Annotated in this window: 18 protein-coding genes; 6 read left to right on the forward strand and 12 right to left on the reverse strand. The window is 65.5% G+C overall.

Annotation, left to right across the window (positions count from 1 at the left end; translation table 11 throughout):
• The 9 genes from galE to M2343_RS14170 all read right to left on the reverse strand — a co-directional run bounded on the left by galE (nucleotide 1) and on the right by M2343_RS14170 (nucleotide 9,285).
• Nucleotides 1–1,008, reverse strand: coding sequence for a UDP-glucose 4-epimerase GalE (gene galE, locus M2343_RS14130; RefSeq protein ID WP_264577145.1), 1,008 nt, complete (start codon nucleotides 1,006–1,008; stop codon nucleotides 1–3).
• A gap of 163 nt (nucleotides 1,009–1,171) precedes the next feature.
• A complete protein-coding gene (locus tag M2343_RS14135; protein WP_264577146.1) occupies nucleotides 1,172–2,227 on the reverse strand; it encodes a mannose-1-phosphate guanylyltransferase/mannose-6-phosphate isomerase in 1,056 nt (351 codons plus the stop codon).
• Between the two features lie 96 nt (nucleotides 2,228–2,323).
• A complete protein-coding gene (locus tag M2343_RS14140; RefSeq protein WP_264577147.1) occupies nucleotides 2,324–3,310 on the reverse strand; it encodes a type II secretion system F family protein in 987 nt (328 codons plus the stop codon).
• Nucleotides 3,311–3,325: 15 nt separating this feature from the next.
• Nucleotides 3,326–4,321, reverse strand: coding sequence for a type II secretion system F family protein (locus tag M2343_RS14145; protein ID WP_264577148.1), 996 nt, complete (start codon nucleotides 4,319–4,321; stop codon nucleotides 3,326–3,328).
• Between the two features lie 46 nt (nucleotides 4,322–4,367).
• Nucleotides 4,368–5,657 carry an AAA family ATPase gene (locus M2343_RS14150; protein WP_264573874.1) on the reverse strand — a complete coding sequence of 430 codons (1,290 nt, stop codon included), beginning with the start codon at nucleotides 5,655–5,657 and terminating at the stop codon, nucleotides 4,368–4,370.
• 1 nt (nucleotide 5,658) lies between these two features.
• Nucleotides 5,659–6,318, reverse strand: a complete 660-nt coding sequence (locus M2343_RS14155; RefSeq protein WP_264571764.1) for a CpaD family pilus assembly protein — start codon at nucleotides 6,316–6,318, stop codon at nucleotides 5,659–5,661.
• Between the two features lie 16 nt (nucleotides 6,319–6,334).
• Complete coding sequence (locus M2343_RS14160) at nucleotides 6,335–7,783, reverse strand: type II and III secretion system protein family protein (protein ID WP_264577149.1); 1,449 nt, start codon at nucleotides 7,781–7,783, stop codon at nucleotides 6,335–6,337.
• 1 nt (nucleotide 7,784) lies between these two features.
• The gene (gene cpaB, locus M2343_RS14165) at nucleotides 7,785–8,756 is read right to left on the reverse strand and encodes a Flp pilus assembly protein CpaB (protein WP_264577150.1); all 972 of its coding nucleotides are present in this window, start codon (nucleotides 8,754–8,756) and stop codon (nucleotides 7,785–7,787) included.
• Nucleotides 8,757–8,811: 55 nt separating this feature from the next.
• On the reverse strand, nucleotides 8,812–9,285 hold the full coding sequence (locus M2343_RS14170; RefSeq protein WP_264577151.1) for a prepilin peptidase: 474 nt from the start codon (nucleotides 9,283–9,285) through the stop codon (nucleotides 8,812–8,814).
• Nucleotides 9,286–9,385: 100 nt separating this feature from the next.
• Between M2343_RS14170 and M2343_RS14175 the strand changes: the two genes are divergently transcribed.
• Entirely contained in the window at nucleotides 9,386–10,507 is a 1,122-nt protein-coding gene (locus M2343_RS14175; protein WP_264577152.1) for an NAD(P)/FAD-dependent oxidoreductase, read from the forward strand.
• Between the two features lie 36 nt (nucleotides 10,508–10,543).
• Here the strand turns inward: M2343_RS14175 and M2343_RS14180 are convergent, their stop codons facing one another.
• Nucleotides 10,544–11,191: a c-type cytochrome gene (locus tag M2343_RS14180; RefSeq protein WP_264577153.1), complete on the reverse strand. Its 648-nt coding sequence runs from the start codon at nucleotides 11,189–11,191 to the stop codon at nucleotides 10,544–10,546.
• A gap of 230 nt (nucleotides 11,192–11,421) precedes the next feature.
• Between M2343_RS14180 and M2343_RS14185 the strand changes: the two genes are divergently transcribed.
• The 5 genes from M2343_RS14185 to M2343_RS14205 all read left to right on the forward strand — a co-directional run bounded on the left by M2343_RS14185 (nucleotide 11,422) and on the right by M2343_RS14205 (nucleotide 16,532).
• On the forward strand, nucleotides 11,422–11,922 hold the full coding sequence (locus M2343_RS14185; protein WP_264577154.1) for a MarR family winged helix-turn-helix transcriptional regulator: 501 nt from the start codon (nucleotides 11,422–11,424) through the stop codon (nucleotides 11,920–11,922).
• A gap of 89 nt (nucleotides 11,923–12,011) precedes the next feature.
• The gene (locus M2343_RS14190) at nucleotides 12,012–12,980 is read left to right on the forward strand and encodes an NAD(P)-dependent oxidoreductase (RefSeq protein WP_264577155.1); all 969 of its coding nucleotides are present in this window, start codon (nucleotides 12,012–12,014) and stop codon (nucleotides 12,978–12,980) included.
• 6 nt (nucleotides 12,981–12,986) lie between these two features.
• Nucleotides 12,987–14,207, forward strand: a complete 1,221-nt coding sequence (locus M2343_RS14195) for a glycerate kinase (RefSeq protein ID WP_264577156.1) — start codon at nucleotides 12,987–12,989, stop codon at nucleotides 14,205–14,207.
• An 87-nt stretch (nucleotides 14,208–14,294) separates the two neighbouring features.
• Nucleotides 14,295–15,194, forward strand: coding sequence for a TauD/TfdA dioxygenase family protein (locus tag M2343_RS14200; protein WP_264577157.1), 900 nt, complete (start codon nucleotides 14,295–14,297; stop codon nucleotides 15,192–15,194).
• A gap of 168 nt (nucleotides 15,195–15,362) precedes the next feature.
• The gene (locus M2343_RS14205; protein WP_264577158.1) at nucleotides 15,363–16,532 is read left to right on the forward strand and encodes an amidohydrolase family protein; all 1,170 of its coding nucleotides are present in this window, start codon (nucleotides 15,363–15,365) and stop codon (nucleotides 16,530–16,532) included.
• A gap of 74 nt (nucleotides 16,533–16,606) precedes the next feature.
• Here the strand turns inward: M2343_RS14205 and M2343_RS14210 are convergent, their stop codons facing one another.
• Together M2343_RS14210 and M2343_RS14215 are read right to left on the reverse strand one after the other, a co-directional pair.
• Nucleotides 16,607–17,602: an alpha/beta hydrolase gene (locus tag M2343_RS14210; protein WP_264577159.1), complete on the reverse strand. Its 996-nt coding sequence runs from the start codon at nucleotides 17,600–17,602 to the stop codon at nucleotides 16,607–16,609.
• Nucleotides 17,603–17,634: 32 nt separating this feature from the next.
• Nucleotides 17,635–18,621 carry a zinc-dependent alcohol dehydrogenase family protein gene (locus M2343_RS14215; protein WP_264577160.1) on the reverse strand — a complete coding sequence of 329 codons (987 nt, stop codon included), beginning with the start codon at nucleotides 18,619–18,621 and terminating at the stop codon, nucleotides 17,635–17,637.
• Nucleotides 18,622–18,624 lie beyond the last annotated feature (3 nt).

Genomic DNA, 18,624 nt, shown 5'->3' on the forward strand with positions numbered 1-18,624 from the left:
TCAGCTATTGCCGCGGATGTCCGAGAGCTTGCGCTCCCATGCCAGCGCGTGATCGACGATGGTGTTGAGATCCGCATAAGCGGGCTGCCAGGGCAGCGTGGCCTTGATGCGGCGGTTGTCGGAGATGAGCGCCGGCGGATCGCCAGCGCGCCGGCCTTCGATGCGGCGCTCCACCTTGCGGTTCGTCACCCGGTCCACGGCGTCGAGCACGTCCAGCACCGAGAAGCCACGGCCATAGCCGCAGTTCATCGTCAGATTGCGCTCCGGCTCGGCCATGAGCGCTTCCAGCGCCAGCACATGCGCGGCAGCCAGATCGCTCACATGGATATAATCGCGCACCCCGGTGCCATCCGGCGTATCGAAATCCGTGCCGAAGACCGCGACGCTCTCGCGCTTGCCCAGCGCCGCTTCGACCGCCACCTTGATGAGGTGCGTCGCCCCCGCCGTCGACTGGCCGGACCGCCCCTGCGGGTCCGCGCCGGCGACGTTGAAGTAGCGCAGCGCGCAGAAATTGAGCGGATGGGCCGCGGCGACGTCCGCCAGCATGATCTCGGTCATCAGCTTGGACATGCCGTAAGGGTTGATCGGCTGCTTGGGGCTGTCCTCGCGCACCGGGCTTTCCTTGGGAATACCGTAGGTGGCGGCGGTAGAGGAAAAGATGAAGTGCGGCACGCCGGCCTGCACCGCGGCCTCGATGAGGGCGCGGCTGTTGGCGGTGTTGTTGCGATAATATTTGAGCGGATTTTCAACGGATTCGGGGACGATGATGGAGCCGGCGAAGTGCATGATGCCCTTGACGCCGTGCTGCCGCAGCACGCCTTCCATGAACGCGGCGTCGCCGATATCGCCTTCCACGAACGCGGCTTTCTCATGCACGGCCCAGCGGAAGCCGGTGGTGAGATTATCGACCACGACGACCGGCCATCCCCCATCAACCAGCGCCAGCACGGCGTGGCTGCCGATATAGCCGGCGCCGCCGGTGACGAGGATGGTGGGCTTGTCGGTCATCGGATTTCCTTGCTGCGTGGGGCCGCCTTGCCACGAGGCTGTTGCGCTTGGAAGTGCCCTTGGCGGTCGCGCGACGACTACACGAACTGGGCGACGACCGGCAGGACGATCATCAAGGCCAGGACGATCAGCAGTGCCCGCAGCCAGTGAGGGCGGGTGCGATTCATGACCGCCCCGGGCGCTCGCTCAGCGCCGCGACGGCCTTGCGGACATCCTGAGAGCGCCCGCGCGGGAGAACGACGATCTCGTCGCCCGATGCGATGACGATCAAGTCCTCCGCGCCGACCACGGTCACCGCCGGGCCATCGCTGCGGATCAGGCAGCCCTTGGCATCAATGGCATAGGCGGCGCCCTGCAGGGCATTGTCCGCCTCATCCTTGTCGGCAAGGTCGTAAAGCGCATCCCAGCTCCCCACGTCCGACCAGCCCATGCTGACCGGGACGCAGGCCACCTTGTCTGCCCGTTCCATGACGGCATAATCGATCGAGTCGGACGGGCATTGCGCGAAGGCTGCGGCATCCGGCAGAATCGCGGCGCCCTGGCGGGTGGCTGCCGCCATCGCCGCGCGCGCAGCGGCCAGCATCGCGGGCTGGTGCGTCGCCAGTGCGGCCAGAAAATCGCGGGCGCCGAACAGGAAGATGCCGGCGTTCCACACATGCCCGCCCTGTGCGAGCATCTGTGCGGCGCGGGTTGCGTCAGGTTTTTCGACAAAGCGGCTGACGGTGTTGACGCCCGCAGCCAGTTCGTCCCCGAGCGCGATATAGCCAAAACCGGTTTCCGGCGCGGTCGGCTCGATACCGAAGGTCACGAGCCAGCCATCGGCGACCAGCGGCCGGGCGCGCTCGATGGCGGCATGGAAAGCCGGGACGTCAGCGATCACATGATCGCTCGGCATCACCAGCATGGCGCTGTCGCTCTCTTCCAGAGCCAACGCGGCCAGCGCGATGGCGGGCGCCGTGTTGCGGCCGCTCGGTTCGAGAATCAGCGTCAGCTCGGGGCCCGCCTGCTTGCGGATGAGCTCGGCATGGGCCGCGTTTGCAACGACAATCGGCGGCGCGCTGCGCTCCAGGCCGGCAATCCGACCAAGCGTCAGCTCGAACATTGTTTCCGGCGCAGTGAGGGCAATGAACTGCTTGGGGCGCTCGTTACGACTGACCGGCCAGAGCCGCGTGCCCGATCCTCCCGAGAGGATGACCGGCGTGATGATCTGGGCGGGCAATGTCGGTCTCCTGATAGCCGGTTCCACGATGGCGACTGTTGTCCTAGTGGCGCACGGGCCACGCGGCCGCAAGGCGAGCCGCGATGAAATGCCCGTTTAAAGCAGTGCCTTCTTGATGGAGCAGGCCGCCGGGCCAAGAATGACGACGAACAGCGTCGGCAGGATGAACAGGATCAGCGGGATGGTCATGATCGCCGGCAGGCGCGCCGCTTTTTCCTCGGCGCGCATCATGCGCTCATGGCGGAATTCGGCGGAAAGGATGCGCAGCGCAGAGGCCAGCGGCGTGCCGTATTTCTCGGTCTGGATCATCGTGGTGACGACACCCTTGAGCGCCTCGACATCCACCCGCTCGGCCAGATTCTCGAAGGCCATGCGCCGCTCGGTCAGGAAGGACAGCTCGATGGAGGTGAGCTGAAATTCCTCGCCCAGTTCGGGATAGGCCGAGCCCAGTTCGCGGGCGACGCGCGCGAAGGCGGCATCCACGGTCAGGCCGGCCTCGGCGCAGATCACCAGCAGATCGAGCGCATCGGGAATGCCCTTGCGGATCGCATCGGAGCGCTTGGTGACCTTGTTGCCGACATAGAGGTCCGGCGCCTTGTAGCTGAGCAGCAGGGCCCCGGCGAAGGCGCCGAACTTCTTGAGCGGCCCCCAGTGCGGCCAGAGGTCAAGACCGTAGATCAGCAGAGCCGCCGAGCCGCCCACGGCGATCGGCAGCACCAGCCGCGCGAAAATCACCGCGATGGCATATTCCTTGGAGCGGATGCCGGCCTGGGCGAGCTTCTTCTGCGCATCCCTGACCTGATCGTCCTGCAGCACCTTGAGCGAGGACAGGAAGCGCTGCATCCAGTCGGTCGTGTCGCTCTGGTGGACGATCTTGGTCCGCCGCTTGGACGGGGCAACGATGATGCCGGCCTTGAGTTGCTCGCGGCGATCGTTCAGCGCCCGCAGTCGCCGGCCCATCGGATTGCGCACCGTCGTGGCGGCGTAGAGCGCGACCAGCACGGCGAAGGTCGCCATGGCGGCAAGTAAGGTGCCGAGATCGGCTGCGGTGAGGCCAAAGAGCGTGGCGCCGGTGGATTGCATGATCGCGCGCTCCCCTCAGATCTCGAAGCTGATCATCTTGGCCATGATGAACACACCGATGCTCATCCACATCATCGCGCCGATGGCGATGACCTGCATCAGGCTGAGGCCGAACACGCCATTGGGATCGCCGATGAAAAAGGCCGACATATATTTGAAGTTGATCCAGCTGATCAGCCCGAAGACGATGAAGGGCAGAGCGCCGATGATGTAGGCCGATGCCTTGGATTCGGACGACATGGCGCGAATCTTCAGCTTCATCTGCGCGCGCTGGCGCAGAACGTTGCTGAGGTTGGCGAGCGTTTCGGCCAGATTGCCGCCCGTCTCGCGCTGGATGTTGATGGTGATGCAGAAGAACTTGAATTCCGCCGTGCCGAGGCGGGCGGCGGTTTCCTGCAGCGCCTGGTCCATCGACTGGCCAATCTTGATCCGCTCGGTGATGAGCTTGAATTCCTCACCCACCGGCCCGGGGATTTCCTGGCTGACGACCATCATCGTCTCGCCCACCGGCAAGCCAGAACGCAGGCCGCGCACGAGCAGGTCGAGCGCGTCAGGGAAATTGGTAGTGAACTTGTTGACCCGCCGCGCAATCAGCCGACCGACGACGAAGTGCGGAATCCCGAAGCCGATCGCGGTCGCGACGAGCACCGACAGAAGAAACGAATAATCGCGCAGCACCATGATGGCGAGCACGCCAATCGCCAGCGCGACGGACGTCGTGACATATTGGCTGAGCGTCCATTTCTTGCCCGTCATGCGCAGTCGGGCGGCGAGCAATTCCGGGTTCGGGATCAGCGATGTGAACAGATGCCCCTGATCGAGACCACGGGCGGCAATCGCCTTGCGCATCCGCGCTTCGATCTGGTTGCTCTCGCTGCTTGCATGGCGCCCACGAATAGCGGCGATCCGGCGGCTTCCGACGCGGTCGGCGGACGGCCCGGAAAGGGCCATGACCAACAAGGCAATGGCCATCGCCGCGAGCAGGATCAGCAGGAGAAGCTGGCTATTCATCAGGGTCTCATCCAGTTACGTCTTGCTCGCAGGCGCATGCATCGCGTCAATCATTGCCCGGCACAGGATCGGCATCCATCTTCTTCTTCGCCTTGCCCGGAATCTTCACCTCCAGCAGCCGGCCGATCAGCGATCCGCCGCTCTTGCCTTTGGCACCCGTCTCGGCGAGGTCGGCCGAGTTCAGTCGGTTGCTCAGATCGAGCAAGGCCTGGCCCAGCTTGCTGGAGCGGCCGCTTTCCGCTGCCGTCTTGCCCAGCTTGGCCGCCTGGGCGGTGACCTTGGCGTCATAGGGCAGCACCACGTCGATGGCCCGCTCGATGCTCTGCTCGAAGTCCTTGCGGGTGATCTCCGCGACGCCGACCTGCACCTTGTTTGCGGCCACGATTACCTGCGATTGCGGGGCGTTCGTCTTGAGCCAGGAGAGGATGCGGATGGTGTCGCGCGCCGCCGCGAGCGTGAAGTCGGTGACCAGCACGATGGCGCTGGATTCATGGATCAAATGCGGGTGCTGGACCAACATGCCACGCGGCATATCCACGAATGTCCATTCGAAAGCAGACCGCAGCTCTTCCTCCAGCTGGAAGTAAGCCGATCCGTCGGTCAGCAATGGCTGGCTGATCGGCGCTTCGGCCGAGAGCACGGCCAGCGTTTCGCTGGCGCGGACCATCGCGCGCTCGATGAAGAGCCCGTCGATGCGGCTGGGATTTTCCACCGCATCAGTGAGGCCGCGCCCCGGTTCGAGATCGAGCGCGAGGGCGCCGGTGCCGAAATGCACGTCGAGATCGAGCAGGGCCGTCGAGCGCTTGCCGCGCGCGCTGGTGAGATAAGCGAGTGACGTGGCGACAGTGGAGGCGCCGACGCCCCCGCGCGCGCCAACGACAGACACCATCATGTGCGCCCGCTCGCTCGCCACCTCGGCCTTGGGCGTCAGGAAGACCGCCTGAGCGCCGGTGAGAATATCGCGCATGGTGTCGACGGCGAGCGGCTTGAGCAGATAGTCCTGCAGGCCGCTGGCGACGAGATCGCGGTACAGGCGCACGTCGTTCACCTGCCCCGAGGCAATCACCACCGTGCCCGGCTCGCAGACCTCCGCCAGACTGTTGATGTCGGTGAGCGGGTCGGCCGATTCGGAGAGGTCGACGAAGAGAATGTTGGGGCTTGCGGACATCGAGAGCGACTGCACGGCATTGCGCAGCCCGCCCTTGTAGAGCTTTTCGGTCGGCCAACCCATCTCCTGCACCGCTGTCCGCAGTACCTCGAGGCTATGATCGTCGCAGACATAGGCGTGAAACGCATCGCGGCCATGCGGTCCGCCGGCTTTCCAGGGTGCGTTCATCTCACTTGCCTCCCACCGACATGCCCTGCAGGCCGCCGGCGCCCGTCGGGGCCGTCTCCTGATAGGTCTTGATGGCTTTGCTGTTCACGACGTTGGTGACGTCCAGGCCGCCCTCGCGCCCTTCCACCAGATCGCGCGGATCGGCGACCATGGCTGCGAGGTTGGTGGCCATGGCACAACCATAATTGTCGCTGAGGCCGCCACTCAAATTGGCTTCCGCCTTGTCCCGCCATGTGGGACAGCCCGGCACGCTGGCGACCGAGCGGCTGACCACGACGCGCAGGCCGCCGATGGGCGGTGCGCCTGCCGTCAGTGGCGCCTCGCCATCCACGAGCAGGCCGTAGCGCCCCACGACCTGCGTCACGCCATCGCGCAGCGCCAGCGAGCCGCTGGTATCGCCGGCGAGCGTCACATGGTCGCCATAGCCAAGGCCAAGGGCGTTGAACCAGACGGTCAACCGGCGCTCGTCCATGCGGCTGAGCGTGCCTGCGCCGTCCGGGCTCAGGTCGAAGACGAAATCGGTGCGCTCGACGACCGGCTGATGCACTGGCTCGACCCCGCGATTGACCTCGCGGGAGCGGGCATTGGCGGACTGACCGATGAGGGCCAGTGCCATCAGGGTTGTGGTGCCGGCTGTGCGGAAGAAGCTTGTCTTGGTCATCTCTCGTCCTTCCACCTCAGAAGCTGAAGCCGGGTGCGGCATTGCCCGAGCGCGCGGCGACGCTGCCCTGCTCGACCGTCTTGGGAGGCAGGGGTTGCGGCGTGGGCCGGGCATCGCCGGATCTACCGTCGTGGATCTGACCACCCAGAATGCGTTGCGCGTCATCGGCACTGCGATAACCGTCAGTCGGCAGCGCGATCTGGCGCGCGTCGACCGGGCGCACGAGATAGGGCGTGACGATGATCACCAGCTCGGTTTCCTGGCGCCGATAGCTCTGCGACTTGAACAGATTGCCAAGAATGGGGATGTCGCCCAGGAACGGCGTCTTCTCGATCGTGTTGCCGCTCGCCGTGGAGAGCAGGCCGCCGATCATGAAGCTCTGGCCCGAGCCCAGTTCCACGGTCGTCTCCGCGCGGCGGGTCTGGATGCCGGGAATGTCGAACCCACTCACGCGCACCGCCGAGCTGCTGTCGAGCTGCGAGACCTCGGGCCGCACGCGCATCGAGATGCGGCCATTGGCAAGCACCGTGGGAGTGAATGCCAGACTGACGCCATATTGCTTATATTCGACGCTGACCTGCTGCTGGGTCGCGATGGGGATCGGCACCTCGCCACCCGCGAGAAAACTCGCCGTTTCGCCGGAGAGGGCCGTCAGGTTCGGATTGGCCAGCGTGACCGCCAGGCCCTGATTCTCTGCGAGATCAAGCGTGCTGAGCACGTTGAGGCCGAGCAGATTGCCCGCGAAGGCCATGGACGTGCCATTCTCGATGACGTTGAACTGGCCCGTCGCCAGCGAGCCGGGGTTGCCCCGGCCAATGCCGAACTGGAAGCCGCCCGTCGTATCCTGCGTAAGGATGTTAAAGCCGAGCGATTTCGTGAAGTTCTTGTTCACTTCCGCAATGCGGACCTGCAGGTTGACCTGCAGCGGCGTCGCGGTGCGCAGCCGGCTGACGACGTTGGTGTCGGCGCCCGAGAAGGCCTGGACGAGCCGCTGGACCTCCGCTGCGTCTTCCGGCGCTGCGACGGTGCCGGTGAGCAGCACCATGCCGTTCATGGTGTTGACCTGCACGTCCGATTCGGGCATGGCGAGGCGGAGCATCTGGTCGATGCTGGTGATGTTGTTCCCGACCCGCACCGCATTGGCATAGAGCATCTTGCCGTCGCGCGCGGTGATGAACACGTTGGTTTCGCCCGATGCCTTGGCGATCAGATAGACCTGCCGCTGCGAGCGGACATGCACATCCACCACATTGGGGTTGGCGATCACCACGTCGGTGAGATTGGCCGGCAGGTTGATCACCCGGCTTTCGCCAACGGCCAGCAGCAGCGTGCCGTCGGTCTTGGGCGCCATGGTCGCCTGGGCATGAAGGGCCGGCGCCACGGTAGCGCTGACGGTCAGGGCGAGCGCGGTGGCGAGAACGCCGGTCGCGGTGCGCGCCATACGGAGCCTGGACGGGCTGTTCATCTCACTTGCTCCCCAGCTCGACATTGGTGACGGCCGTCCCCCGCGCCACGCGCACCATCGGACCATTGCCGGACGGCGCGCCCGAGGGGTCAATGGGTTTGGCGGGAACGGTGCTGCGCTGATAGCGCGACACGTCGGCACCGGTGGAATAGGTGGAGCGGCCATCGACCGGCCGCGCGGCGGGGATCAGCGTGTTGCCGCCATTCTCGGCATCCACCGCATCGATGTCGCCGGAGGCCAGCGCGGCTTCCAGCTCCTGCGTGTTGTCCGCCAGCGAGCGCAGAGCCAGCGACAGAGCGCCAACGGTCTGCGCGACGCTGATCTTTTCGGCCATGCGCGGCGTGACTTCCATGGTCACGTTGGAGAACGTCCGCACCACCGGATTGCCCGATTCGTCGAGCGCGTTGGTGCGCTGATCGGTCGCCAGCACGCGCAGGTTGCGCAGGATGGTCTCAGAGACCTTGAGGGGCGGGCCGTCGCCGCCGCCGGGCACGCTCTGCGTGAGCACCAGGTCGACGCGGTCACCGGGGAACACGAAACCGGCAACGCTGCTCTGCACGGAGACAGGCACCGTCACGGCGCGCATGCCGGGACTGAGCGCTGCGGCGAGGAAGCCGCGATCGCCCGGCTTGATCAGCGATCCCTGCGTGACCGGCTGGCCCGCCGCGATGGCGGTGCGCACGACCGCGCCCACCATCTGGGCCTCGTCGGCTTTCCCCTGAATATAATAGGCGTCCTCGACCAGTTCCTTCGGCCAGGGCTGGAAGCGATAGGCATCCGGCCCGACGATCGTGCCGACCGGCAGCGGCTTGGTCGCCACCAGCACATGCGGCATCTGCGCGGTATCGGGCATGGCCGATGCCGTTGCCTGTGGCGATCCCCCGCCGCTGGTGAACATGGACCGGGCGAGAAACGCCGCCGCCACCGCTATGATCAACGCGCCAGCAAGCAGCGCGATCTTCTTCGGTTCCATTTCGAAACTCGCCTCCAGTTGGCGGAGCCACCCCCGGCCCCAATCCGCGTGATCATTAAGTCAAATGGTTAAGATAGCGTTCGCCGAGAACCCAAAGGCCCGCGAGCGCAATGGCGACGCCGTAGGGGATCTCCGGCTGGCCGATTCGGCGCGTCGTCCGGTGGTGGACGACGGTCACGATAGTGACGAGGCCGCCGATCAGCGCCATGACGATGATGAGGGTCGACATTGCCGCCAGCGGAAGCCACAAGGCCAGCGCGCCAAGCATCTTGACGTCGCCCCCGCCCATCATGCCGAGCGCGAACAAGCCCGTGAACAGCAGGAAAACTGCGAGGGCCAGGCCGATTTGCAGCAGAACGTCAGGATAGAAGGACAGGCCATTGGCCCACCACCAGCAGGGCGCGAGTAGCGCGATGGCCAGATTGAGGCGGTTGGATATGATTCGGCTGCGCAGGTCCGTCGTCGCTCCCCATATGAGGAGCAACGCCAGCATGGCGCTGAGCGCTGTCGATATCCAGACACCCGACATGATGGGGCACGACTAGAGTGTACGCCTTACCAAAGCGTAACCACTATCTGGCGCGCATTCCCTGGCTTTGCCAGGCTGCCGCCGATTCGGAGCGGCGCCGATGACCTCGGTCGATATCCTTATCGTCGGCGGCGGTATCGCCGGGTTCAGTCTGGCCGCAGGCATAGCCGGCAGCGCTCGGGTCATGCTCATCGAGCAGGAAGATCAGCCCGGCTATCACGCGTCCGGGCGGTCGGTGGCGTTCTGGGAAGAGACCTATGGTGGTCCCGGCGTACAGCCGTTGACCAGTGCGAGCGGGCCGATGCTGGCGCGGCCGGAACCGTCATTTTCCGAGCATGGCTTTCTCTCGCCGCGCGGCGCCATCCACCTTGGCCGCCATGATCAGCAGGGGCTTGCCGACCGCTTGATCGCCGATTTCGCGAGCAGCGACGTCCAGTTCACGCGACTCGGGCGTGAGGCGGTTGCTGAGGCCGTGCCGGGCATCCGTGACGAATGGACGATCGGTGTCGCGGCCCCCTCCTGTGCGGACATCGATACCGGAGGCCTGCTCGCTGCCTATCGGCGGGCTGCACGACGCGGCGGCGTGGCAGAGCGGTTGACGAATCGGCTGCTTTCAGCGCGCCGCGAGGGCGCGGGCTGGGCTGTGGAAACCAGCGACGGGCCGCTGTCGTGCGGCGTCATCGTCGATGCGGCCGGGGCCTGGGCCGATGATGTCGCCCGGCGTTGCGGCGTCGCGCCGCTGGGCATCACGCCCCTGCGCCGGACGGTCGTGCAACTGCGCTGCCCAACGGCGCCTGCGCACGTCCCGCTGGTCATTGCGCTGGATGGAAGCTTCTACTTCAAGTCGGAAGGGCAGGGGCGTTTGTGGGTGACCCCGCATGACGAAACGCCGGACGATGCACGCGACGTGGTGCCGGAAGAGCTGGATGTCGCGCGCGCGGTCGATCGGTTCATGCAGGTCACCGACTGGCCGGTCGCGGCCGTGGAGCATAAATGGGCAGGACTCCGTAGCTTCGCGCCCGACCGGCTGCCGGTCTATGGCTATGATGCGGCTGTGCCCGGCTTTTTCTGGTTCGCGGGACAGGGCGGTTTCGGCATGCAAACGGCGCCGGCCGCAGCACAGATCGGCGCGGCCACGTTGCTCGACGAGGCGCTGCCGACGGCGGTCCGGCACATCGATGCATCCATCTACGCGCCGGATCGGTTCGGGTCGTCCCGCTGAAGCCGGACCTTATTGGCTCGGCTTCAGCCTGGCGGCTTATTTGAGGGTCTGAAGATAGGCGATGACGTCGGCGCGCTTGGCATCGTCGGCAATGCCCGCGAACGCCATCTTCGTGCCCGGCATCGCCTTCATCGGCGAGCGCAGATAGGTGTTCAGCGCAGATGCCGACCAGGTAATGCCGCTGCCCTTGACGGCCGGCGAGTAATTGAACCCGGCGAGCGTGCCGGCCTTGCGGCCGACCACGCCGTGGAGCGACGGGCCAAGACCATTTCTGTCAGGCTCGACAGAGTGGCACACGCGGCATTGTGCGAACAGCTTGGCACCATTGGCGGCATCGCCCTCCGGCGCGGCGGCCGGAGCACTGGCGGGTGCCGAGGTTGCGACCTTCGCGGGGGCCGGTGCGGCCGCTGCGGTTTCCTTGGGTGCTGCGGTTTCGGCGGCAGGCTTTGTCGCTGCAGCCTCTGTCGCCTCGGCAGCCGGCGCGGGTGTCGCCGCCGCCTGATTGCTGGCTTCATTTGTGACAGGCACCGCCGCCGCGTTCACGGCGTTTTCCTGCACATTGTCAGGTTCGGAAACATTGTTCTGGACCGGTTCGGCACTGCCGCCACAGGCCGAAAGCACGGCGAGGCAAGGCAGGATCAGGGCAGCGTGAGCGCGAGTCGACAGCGCGCGAAGGGTGGACATTGCAGCAACTCCCAACAATCTTTTCTGTCGTCCTCTCCAACCCTCGCGGGCTTGTGCCCAAGCATCTGGCGTGGCGGACGGGCAGCGTCAACACTCAATTGTGCATTGCGATACGCCGGCCGGCTGGGCGGCAATCCGGTTAGGCGTCAGCTCTCGGGTTGACAGGGGACAAATGATCGGGCCTTTGGAACGACTTGCAATCAGGCGCGCCGGCCACGTGGGGGTTACTATTGGCTGAGAATTCTGAGGAACCGGCAGCGATCGTCCTGCCGACGATCACCGGCGGGAGCCGGCTGGATCGCGAATATGGGTTCACCTATCGCATGATCCTCGTCGCGCGCCGCTATCGCGCGATGTTGGACGAGCGCCTGCGTCCGCTGGGCTATGGTTCGGCCCGCATGGAAGCGCTCTCGACGATCGCCCGGTCGCCCGAACCGAGCGCGCAGATTGCCATCGCCAAGCGGATCGGGATCGAAGGGCCGACCCTCACACGGATGCTCGATACGCTGGAAGCCGATGGCCTGGTGGTGCGGTTGCAGGACCCTGGCGACCGGCGCACCAAGCTGATCCAGCTCACGCCGGCGGGGCAGGAAGCGCTGGATGAAATCATGGCGGTTGCCCACGCCTTCCGTGCGTCCGTACTGGAAGGGCTGAGCGACAAGGAGATCGATCAGGTCAACGTCGTCACCGACAAGCTTATGAGATTGCTGTACGAATCTCCAATGGGCTGATTGCCTTTCGGGGCCGCTGCATCAGGCGCTGGACTTGGCCTGCCGCGCTAGATAGTTGCATTGCGAACGATCTAGGGAGAGCGATCCGCATGGCAACGGGCACGAACGAGCAGGCAGCGCACGGCGCGCCGCGCATTGTGCATCTCGACAAGATAACGATGGGCGGGTTCGAGATTCCCCGGCCCGATATCGCGCATGAGTGGATCGAGCATGATTTCACCGAGCCGCAGGATGTGGCGGCTCGCCTCGCCGGCGCGCAGGTGGCGATCATCAACAAGGTGCGGCTGGACGCCGCCATGCTTGCCGCGCTGCCGGATCTCAAGCTCATTGCCGTGACGGCGACCGGGACGGACGTGGTCGACAGCGTCGCGGCCAAGGCCCGGGGCATCGAAGTGCGCAATGTGGTGGGTTACGCCGGCACATCCGTCGCCGAGCATGTGATGATGCTGATTCTCGCGCTCGCTCGCGGGCTGGTGCCGTTCCGCAATTCGGTGGTCGATGGCCAATGGGAGAACGGCCAGGCCTTCTGCGTCTTCGCCGCACCGGTGCGGGATCTCGTTGGGCAGCGGCTCGGCCTGTTCGGCAGCGGCGCGATTGCGCAGGCCGTCGCCAGCCGCGCGCAGGCGATGGGCATGGACGTCGTGTTTGCCGGGCGCCAGGGGCAGCCGGCCGGTGAGGGACGTATGGCCTTCGAGGAGGTGCTGGCGACCAGCGACATCATCAGCCTGCATTGCCCGCTGACGGACGACACGCGGCACATGCTCAACGCGCAGACGCTGGCCGGCATGAAGGCCGGTGCCGTCATCATCAACACCGCGCGCGGCGCCCTGATCGATCTCGATGCGCTGGAGGACGCGCTGGCGTCAGGCCATATCGGCGGCGCCGGAATCGATGTGGCGCCGGTCGAGCCGCCGCCACCGGGCAGCCCCATTCTGCGCCTTGCTCAACGCGACAATGTGATCGTCACGCCGCACTCGGCGTGGCTGAGCGCACAGGCGGTGACGGAAGTGGCGCGGCGCACCGGCGAGAATGTCGCAACCTTCCTGGCGGCGCGCTAAATGGCCATGAACCGGCGCGCTCTGCTGGAGGAGGCCTTTGCCGTTGCGGTTGCGGCGTGCAAGCGGCCCGAGACGATCATTGCGGCCCTGCCGCCCCGGCCCAAAGGGCGCGTGCTCGTCATCGCCGCAGGCAAGGGCGCCGTGCCGATGGCGCAGGCGGTGGAGCAGCACTGGTCTGATGCCACCGGCCTCGCCGTGACCCGCACCGGCTATGGCGGCCCGCTCACCCGCATTGAACTGGTTGAAGCCAGCCATCCCGTGCCGGATGCTGCAGGTCTTGCGGCGGCAGAGCGCTGCCTCGCTCTGGCTGAGAGCGCCGAGGAAGGCGATCTGCTGCTGGTGCTGCTTTCGGGCGGGGCCTCGGCCTTGCTCGCAGCGCCATCCCCGCCACTCGATCTCGCGGCCAAGCAGGCGGTGACCCGTGCGCTGGTGCGCTCCGGCGCGTCGATCGGCGAGATCAACATGGTGCGGCGCCACCTGTCGCGTATCAAGGGCGGGCGTCTCGCGGCGGCTGCCTGGCCGGCGCAGGTCGTGACCCTTGCCGTCTCGGATGTGGTCGGCGATGTGCCGCAGGACATCGGCTCCGGCCCGACCGTGGGCGATGAAAGCACGGTGGCGCAGGCACAAGCGGTGCTGGCGCGCTATAGCATCGCCGATCCGGGTGGCTGGAGCGAATCGATCAAGCCGGATGATCCCCGCCTGGCGGAGAGCCGGTTTGAGGTGGTCGTCCGCCCCGATGACGCGCTGGATGCCGCCGCCGCATTTTTGCAGGCGCAGGGTTATGAACCGGTCATTCTCGATCGGGAGGCCCATGGCGATGCGCGCGAGGTCGCGCGCCGTCATGCCCAGGCCGCGATCCTGGCGCACAATCGCGCCCAACGCTGCGCACTGCTCTCGGGCGGCGAATTGACGGTGACGGTTACCGGCCATGGGGTCGGTGGCCCCAATCAGGAATATGCGCTGGAGCTGGCCGGGCAGATCGCCGACCATCCCGGCGTCGCCGCGCTGGCCGCCGATACGGACGGGGTGGACGGCAACCGGGATGTCGCGGGCGCCTATGTCGATGGGGAGACCGGCTTTGCGCTGGACGAGGCCGGCATCGATGTCGAGGCAGTGCAGGCCGCCAACGATGCCGGGGGCGCGCTGGGTCAGGTGGGCGCGCTGTTCACGCCCGGACCGACGCTCACCAACGTCAACGATTTGCGGATCATTCTGGTCGATCCTTGACGGCTCGGCGCGCAAGCATTGAATTTGCAAATCATTTGAATCGGAATTAATAGAAGCTGCACAAACATGTGAGACGGGAGAGGTGCGATGGACGTCAGGAGGCTGCATCCGATTTTTGGCGCCGAATTGTCCGGCCCTGACCTGTCGCAAGTACCCGATCAGCCGCTGATCGATCTCGTCGAACGCCTGATGGACGAGCATGTCGTGCTGTGCATCCGCGGCCAGGGGCATATCACGGATGAGGAGCATCTGAGCTTCGCCCGTGCCTTCGGGCCGCTCGAACTGCCCGGCGTCTATCGGCCGGATGAGCCGCGCCGGATGGCCTATGGCCTCTACGATGCCTCCAATCTCGACGTGAACGGCGAGATCGTGGACCGCGAATCGCTGCGGGCCAAGTTCGCCAAGGGCAATGAGATTTTCCACGCGGACAGCAGCTTCAACGACATGCCGAGCAAATGGTCGATGCTGCGCGGTGTGATCGTTCCGCCGGAGCGCGGCGACACCGAGTTCGTGGATCTGCGCCATGTCTATGATGAACTTCCGCAGGCGATGAAGGATCGCATCGAGACGCTCGTTGCCGAGCACAGCTTTGCGGCCAGCCGCATCAAGGGCGGCGCCAGCCCCGAGGAAGCGGCCCGTATCCGCGAGATCATGCCGGGCGCGATGCAGCCGATGGTGCGAATCGGTCCCTCGGGTCGCAAGAGCCTGTTCGTGGGCAGCCATGCGTTCCGCGTCGAGGGGCTGAGCGATGCCGAGGGCACGGCCCTGATCGACGAATTGATCGCCTTCGCCAGTCAGGAGAAGTTTATCTACGCGCACAAATGGCGCCAGGGCGACCTGCTGATCTGGGACAATCGCTATGCGCTGCACCGCGGGACTGCGTTCGATTATGTGCGTTACAAGCGCGATTTGCGCCGCGCCAACGTCAATGAATACGGCGAGGAGCGCAGCGCGATCACCGCGCCGTTGCGCGCCATTTCCAGTTGAGGAGCGCCAGCCGGGTTGAACCGAAGGGCAAAGGCGACGGAAATGCTTGCATTGCTCCATGAAAAGCTGCAAGATAGTTAGGTAGCTAATTACATTGCTGAGGACCGAAGGCTGACGGCACAAAGCCGTCCTCGTTTCATTCGGTCTTCAGGCGAGAGGAGCAGGCCCATGGATTATCCGCTGATCAGTTGTGACGATCACCTCGATCTCAATCAACTTCCTACCGATCTCTGGACGAGCCGGCTGCCCGGCCATCTGAAGGATCGCGGCCCCAAGGTCGAGATGGTCGATGGCCGCGCCACCTGGATGAGCGACGGCAAGAGCCTGGGCGGCTGGTCGGGTGCGCCGAGCACGATGACCGGTCCCAAGCCGATCTTCACCGCCCTGGATCGCGGCGGCATCGTCGATCAGACCGAGCGCCGCCCTGCGGTCGCCGAACTGCGACTGGCCGACATGGATCGGGATGGCGTGTACGCGCATGTCATCTTCGGCCCGGTCACCTCGCTCGATTTCGATGACAAGGAACTGCGCGACGCCTGTTATGGCGCGTATAATGAATGGCTCAAGGAGTTCTGCTCCGCCGCTCCCGACCGGCTGATCGGCGTGCCGATGCTGCCGCCCGAGCCGGAGGCGGCCGTCGCGATGCTGCAGAAGATCGTCGATCTGGGCGGTTTCAAGCAGGCCAATCTGCAGATCGCTATGGCCCAGCCGCGCCTTGAGGACGAGCGCTGGGAGCCGCTTTGGACCATGCTGGAGGAGAATAACATCATTCTCTCCTTCCACGTGACCGTGTTCCCGAGCGTCAGCCGCGCATTCGACAAGTATAAGGGCAGCCCGGGCGCCACCTTCCTGCACGTGAAGATGTTCATCGAGCAGTTCATGGACCCGTTTGTGGACCTGTTTGCCTGGGGCATTCTCGAGCGTCACCCCGGCCTCAAGATCGTCATCGCAGAGAGCGGCATCGGCTGGCTGCCCTGGGTGATCGAGGAACTGGATTATCGCCACTGGCGCCTGTGGGAAGCCGAAGAATTCTGGAACGCGCGCGGCGGCATTCCGCACAAGATGAAGCCGTCCGAGCTGTTCAAGCGGCAGGTCTATGGCACGTTCCAGCAGAGCCCCACGGCAATCGCGCTGCACAAGTTCTATGGTGAGGACAAGCTGCTGTGGGCGACGGACTATCCGCACCCGGACAGCATCTGGCCGAACAGCCGCAAGGTGCTGGCCGAGTTCACCGAGGGCGCCGATCCGGCGCTGGTGCGCAAGATTGCCTATGAGAATGCCGCCAAGCTCTATGGGCTGGACATTCCGGCCCGCGTCGACGCGATTGCCGCTGAGTAAGCGCGCACTTCGCTGTAAGATATGAAAAGGGAGGGCGCGCGCTCTCCCTTTTTCATGGCCAGCCCGCGGCTGCGCTAGCTCTGCTGCGGCACCACGCGCCCGATGAACCGGGCAACCTCGCGCTCGATTTCCCTGTTCTCCGGCACCTCGCCCCAGCCGAACCCGGCGTGCGGCATCGCTTCCCACACGTGCAATTCGGCATCGACGCCCGCCTCTCGCAACTTGCGGTGGAAGAGCACGGAATTGGACAGGAAGAGATCGCGCGTTCCAGTCTGCACCAGTGTCGGCGGAAAGCCCCGGGTGAAGTCGCCGAAGAGCGGGGAAAGATAAGGCTGCGTGAGGTCATGGCCGTTGGCGTAGAGCGCGTTGCACTCCGGCAGCCCGCGCTTGAGCACCACATCCAGCCCTTCATTGGTGAGGAAGCTGTCACCCGACTCGGTCAGATCGACTTCGGGCGTCAGTAGCACGAGACCGGCGGGGAGCGGCAGGCCCTGATCGCGAATCATCAGCGTCACAGCCGCGGCGAGATTGCCGCCGGCGGAACTGCCGCCAATCACGATGCGGCGCGGATCGGTCCCGGCCAGCAACGCCCGATATACCGCAAGGCAATCCTCCGGCGCAGCCGGGTAAGGGTGGTCGGGCGGCATACGATAATCCACCGAGACGACCCGGCAGCCCAGCGCCGCTGCCTGCCGGGCACCGGTCGCCTTGGCGAATGCGCCACCGCCGAAAACAAACGCGCCGCCATGAATGAAGACATAGACCGGACCATCATCAGCTGTTCCGGCGTGCGGCACGCAGTCATGGCAGGTCACGCCGACGATCTGCACGGTGTCGATGGTCACCGGTAGCGCGGCGAGCATGGCCTGCGCCATCGGCTCCCACATGGCGTTGCTGGCCGCCAGCCGTTCCCGCCAGCCTGCCAGATCGGTTGCGCTCGGCCAGTCCGTCGCCGGCGTGGCGGCGCCCTCGATCAGCGCTTGCCGGGCTTGCGGGCTGATCGTCCGGGGTGGCGGGATGTCCCGCGCCGGGAGTTTCACGCTGGTCTGGCCGTGCTCTTCATCCGCCATATTTCTCTCCCGCAGCGACGCCGCCATCCGGTTCAGACAGTGACGACGATCTTCCCGATTTGCTGGTTCGATTCCAGATAGCGATTGGCTTCCACGATCTCGCTGAACGGGAAGGTCCGCGCGATCACCGGTTTGAGCTTGCCCAGCTTCAATCCCAGCAGAATGTGCTCCTGCGCGCGCTTGTACCGCTCGGGATGGTTCCAGATTTCCGAGGCGACCCAGCCGCGCATCGACAGGCCCTTGAAGGCCATGTTCCAGTGCGGATAGGGGGTCGGTTGTTCGGACAGGCCGCCATAGATGAACAGAATGCCACGCTCGGCCATCGCGCTGGTGAGCGTCTGAACATACGGCCCCTGCACCGGATCGAACACCAGCCGCGCGCCTTTGCCGTCGGTGATCTGCATGACGGCCTCGCCCAGATCCGTCTCCCCGGTCGCGATGACATGGGCGGCCCCGTGCGCTTTGAGCGCCTCGGCCTTGTCGCTGGTGCGCGTGGCGGCAATCGAGACGGCGCCGGCCCAGTTGGCAAGCTGGATTGCAGCGAGACCGACGCTGCTGGAGGCGGCGGGGATGATGACATAGTCGCCGATGCCAGCCTTGCCGACCTCGATGATCGCATAGGCTGTCATATACTGCATCCACACCGCCGCAGCCTGCGCGGCGCTGAGCCCGGGTGGTGCGTGCAGGAGGCAGCGGGCCGGCACGATCGCCTGCTCGGCCCAGACACCATATTGGCCGAGCGGATACATGGGCAGGGCACAGATCCGATCCCCCACGGCAAAGCCTGACACGCCATCACCGAGAGCTTCGATGATGCCGCAGGCCTCATAGCCGATCAGCGTCGGCAATGTCGGCTTGGTGGGATAGCGCCCTGCCCGGAACATCGCTTCGGAGCGGTTGAGGCCAATGGCTTCGACCCTGATCCGCACTTCACCAGGGCCGGGCGCGCCGACCGCGATCTCGTCGAAACGGAGCACGTCAGGTGGCCCCAGTTCATGCACGCGGACGACCTTAGCCATCTT

It is taken from the genome of Sphingobium sp. B8D3B (assembly GCF_025961875.1).
Classification (GTDB): domain Bacteria; phylum Pseudomonadota; class Alphaproteobacteria; order Sphingomonadales; family Sphingomonadaceae; genus Sphingobium.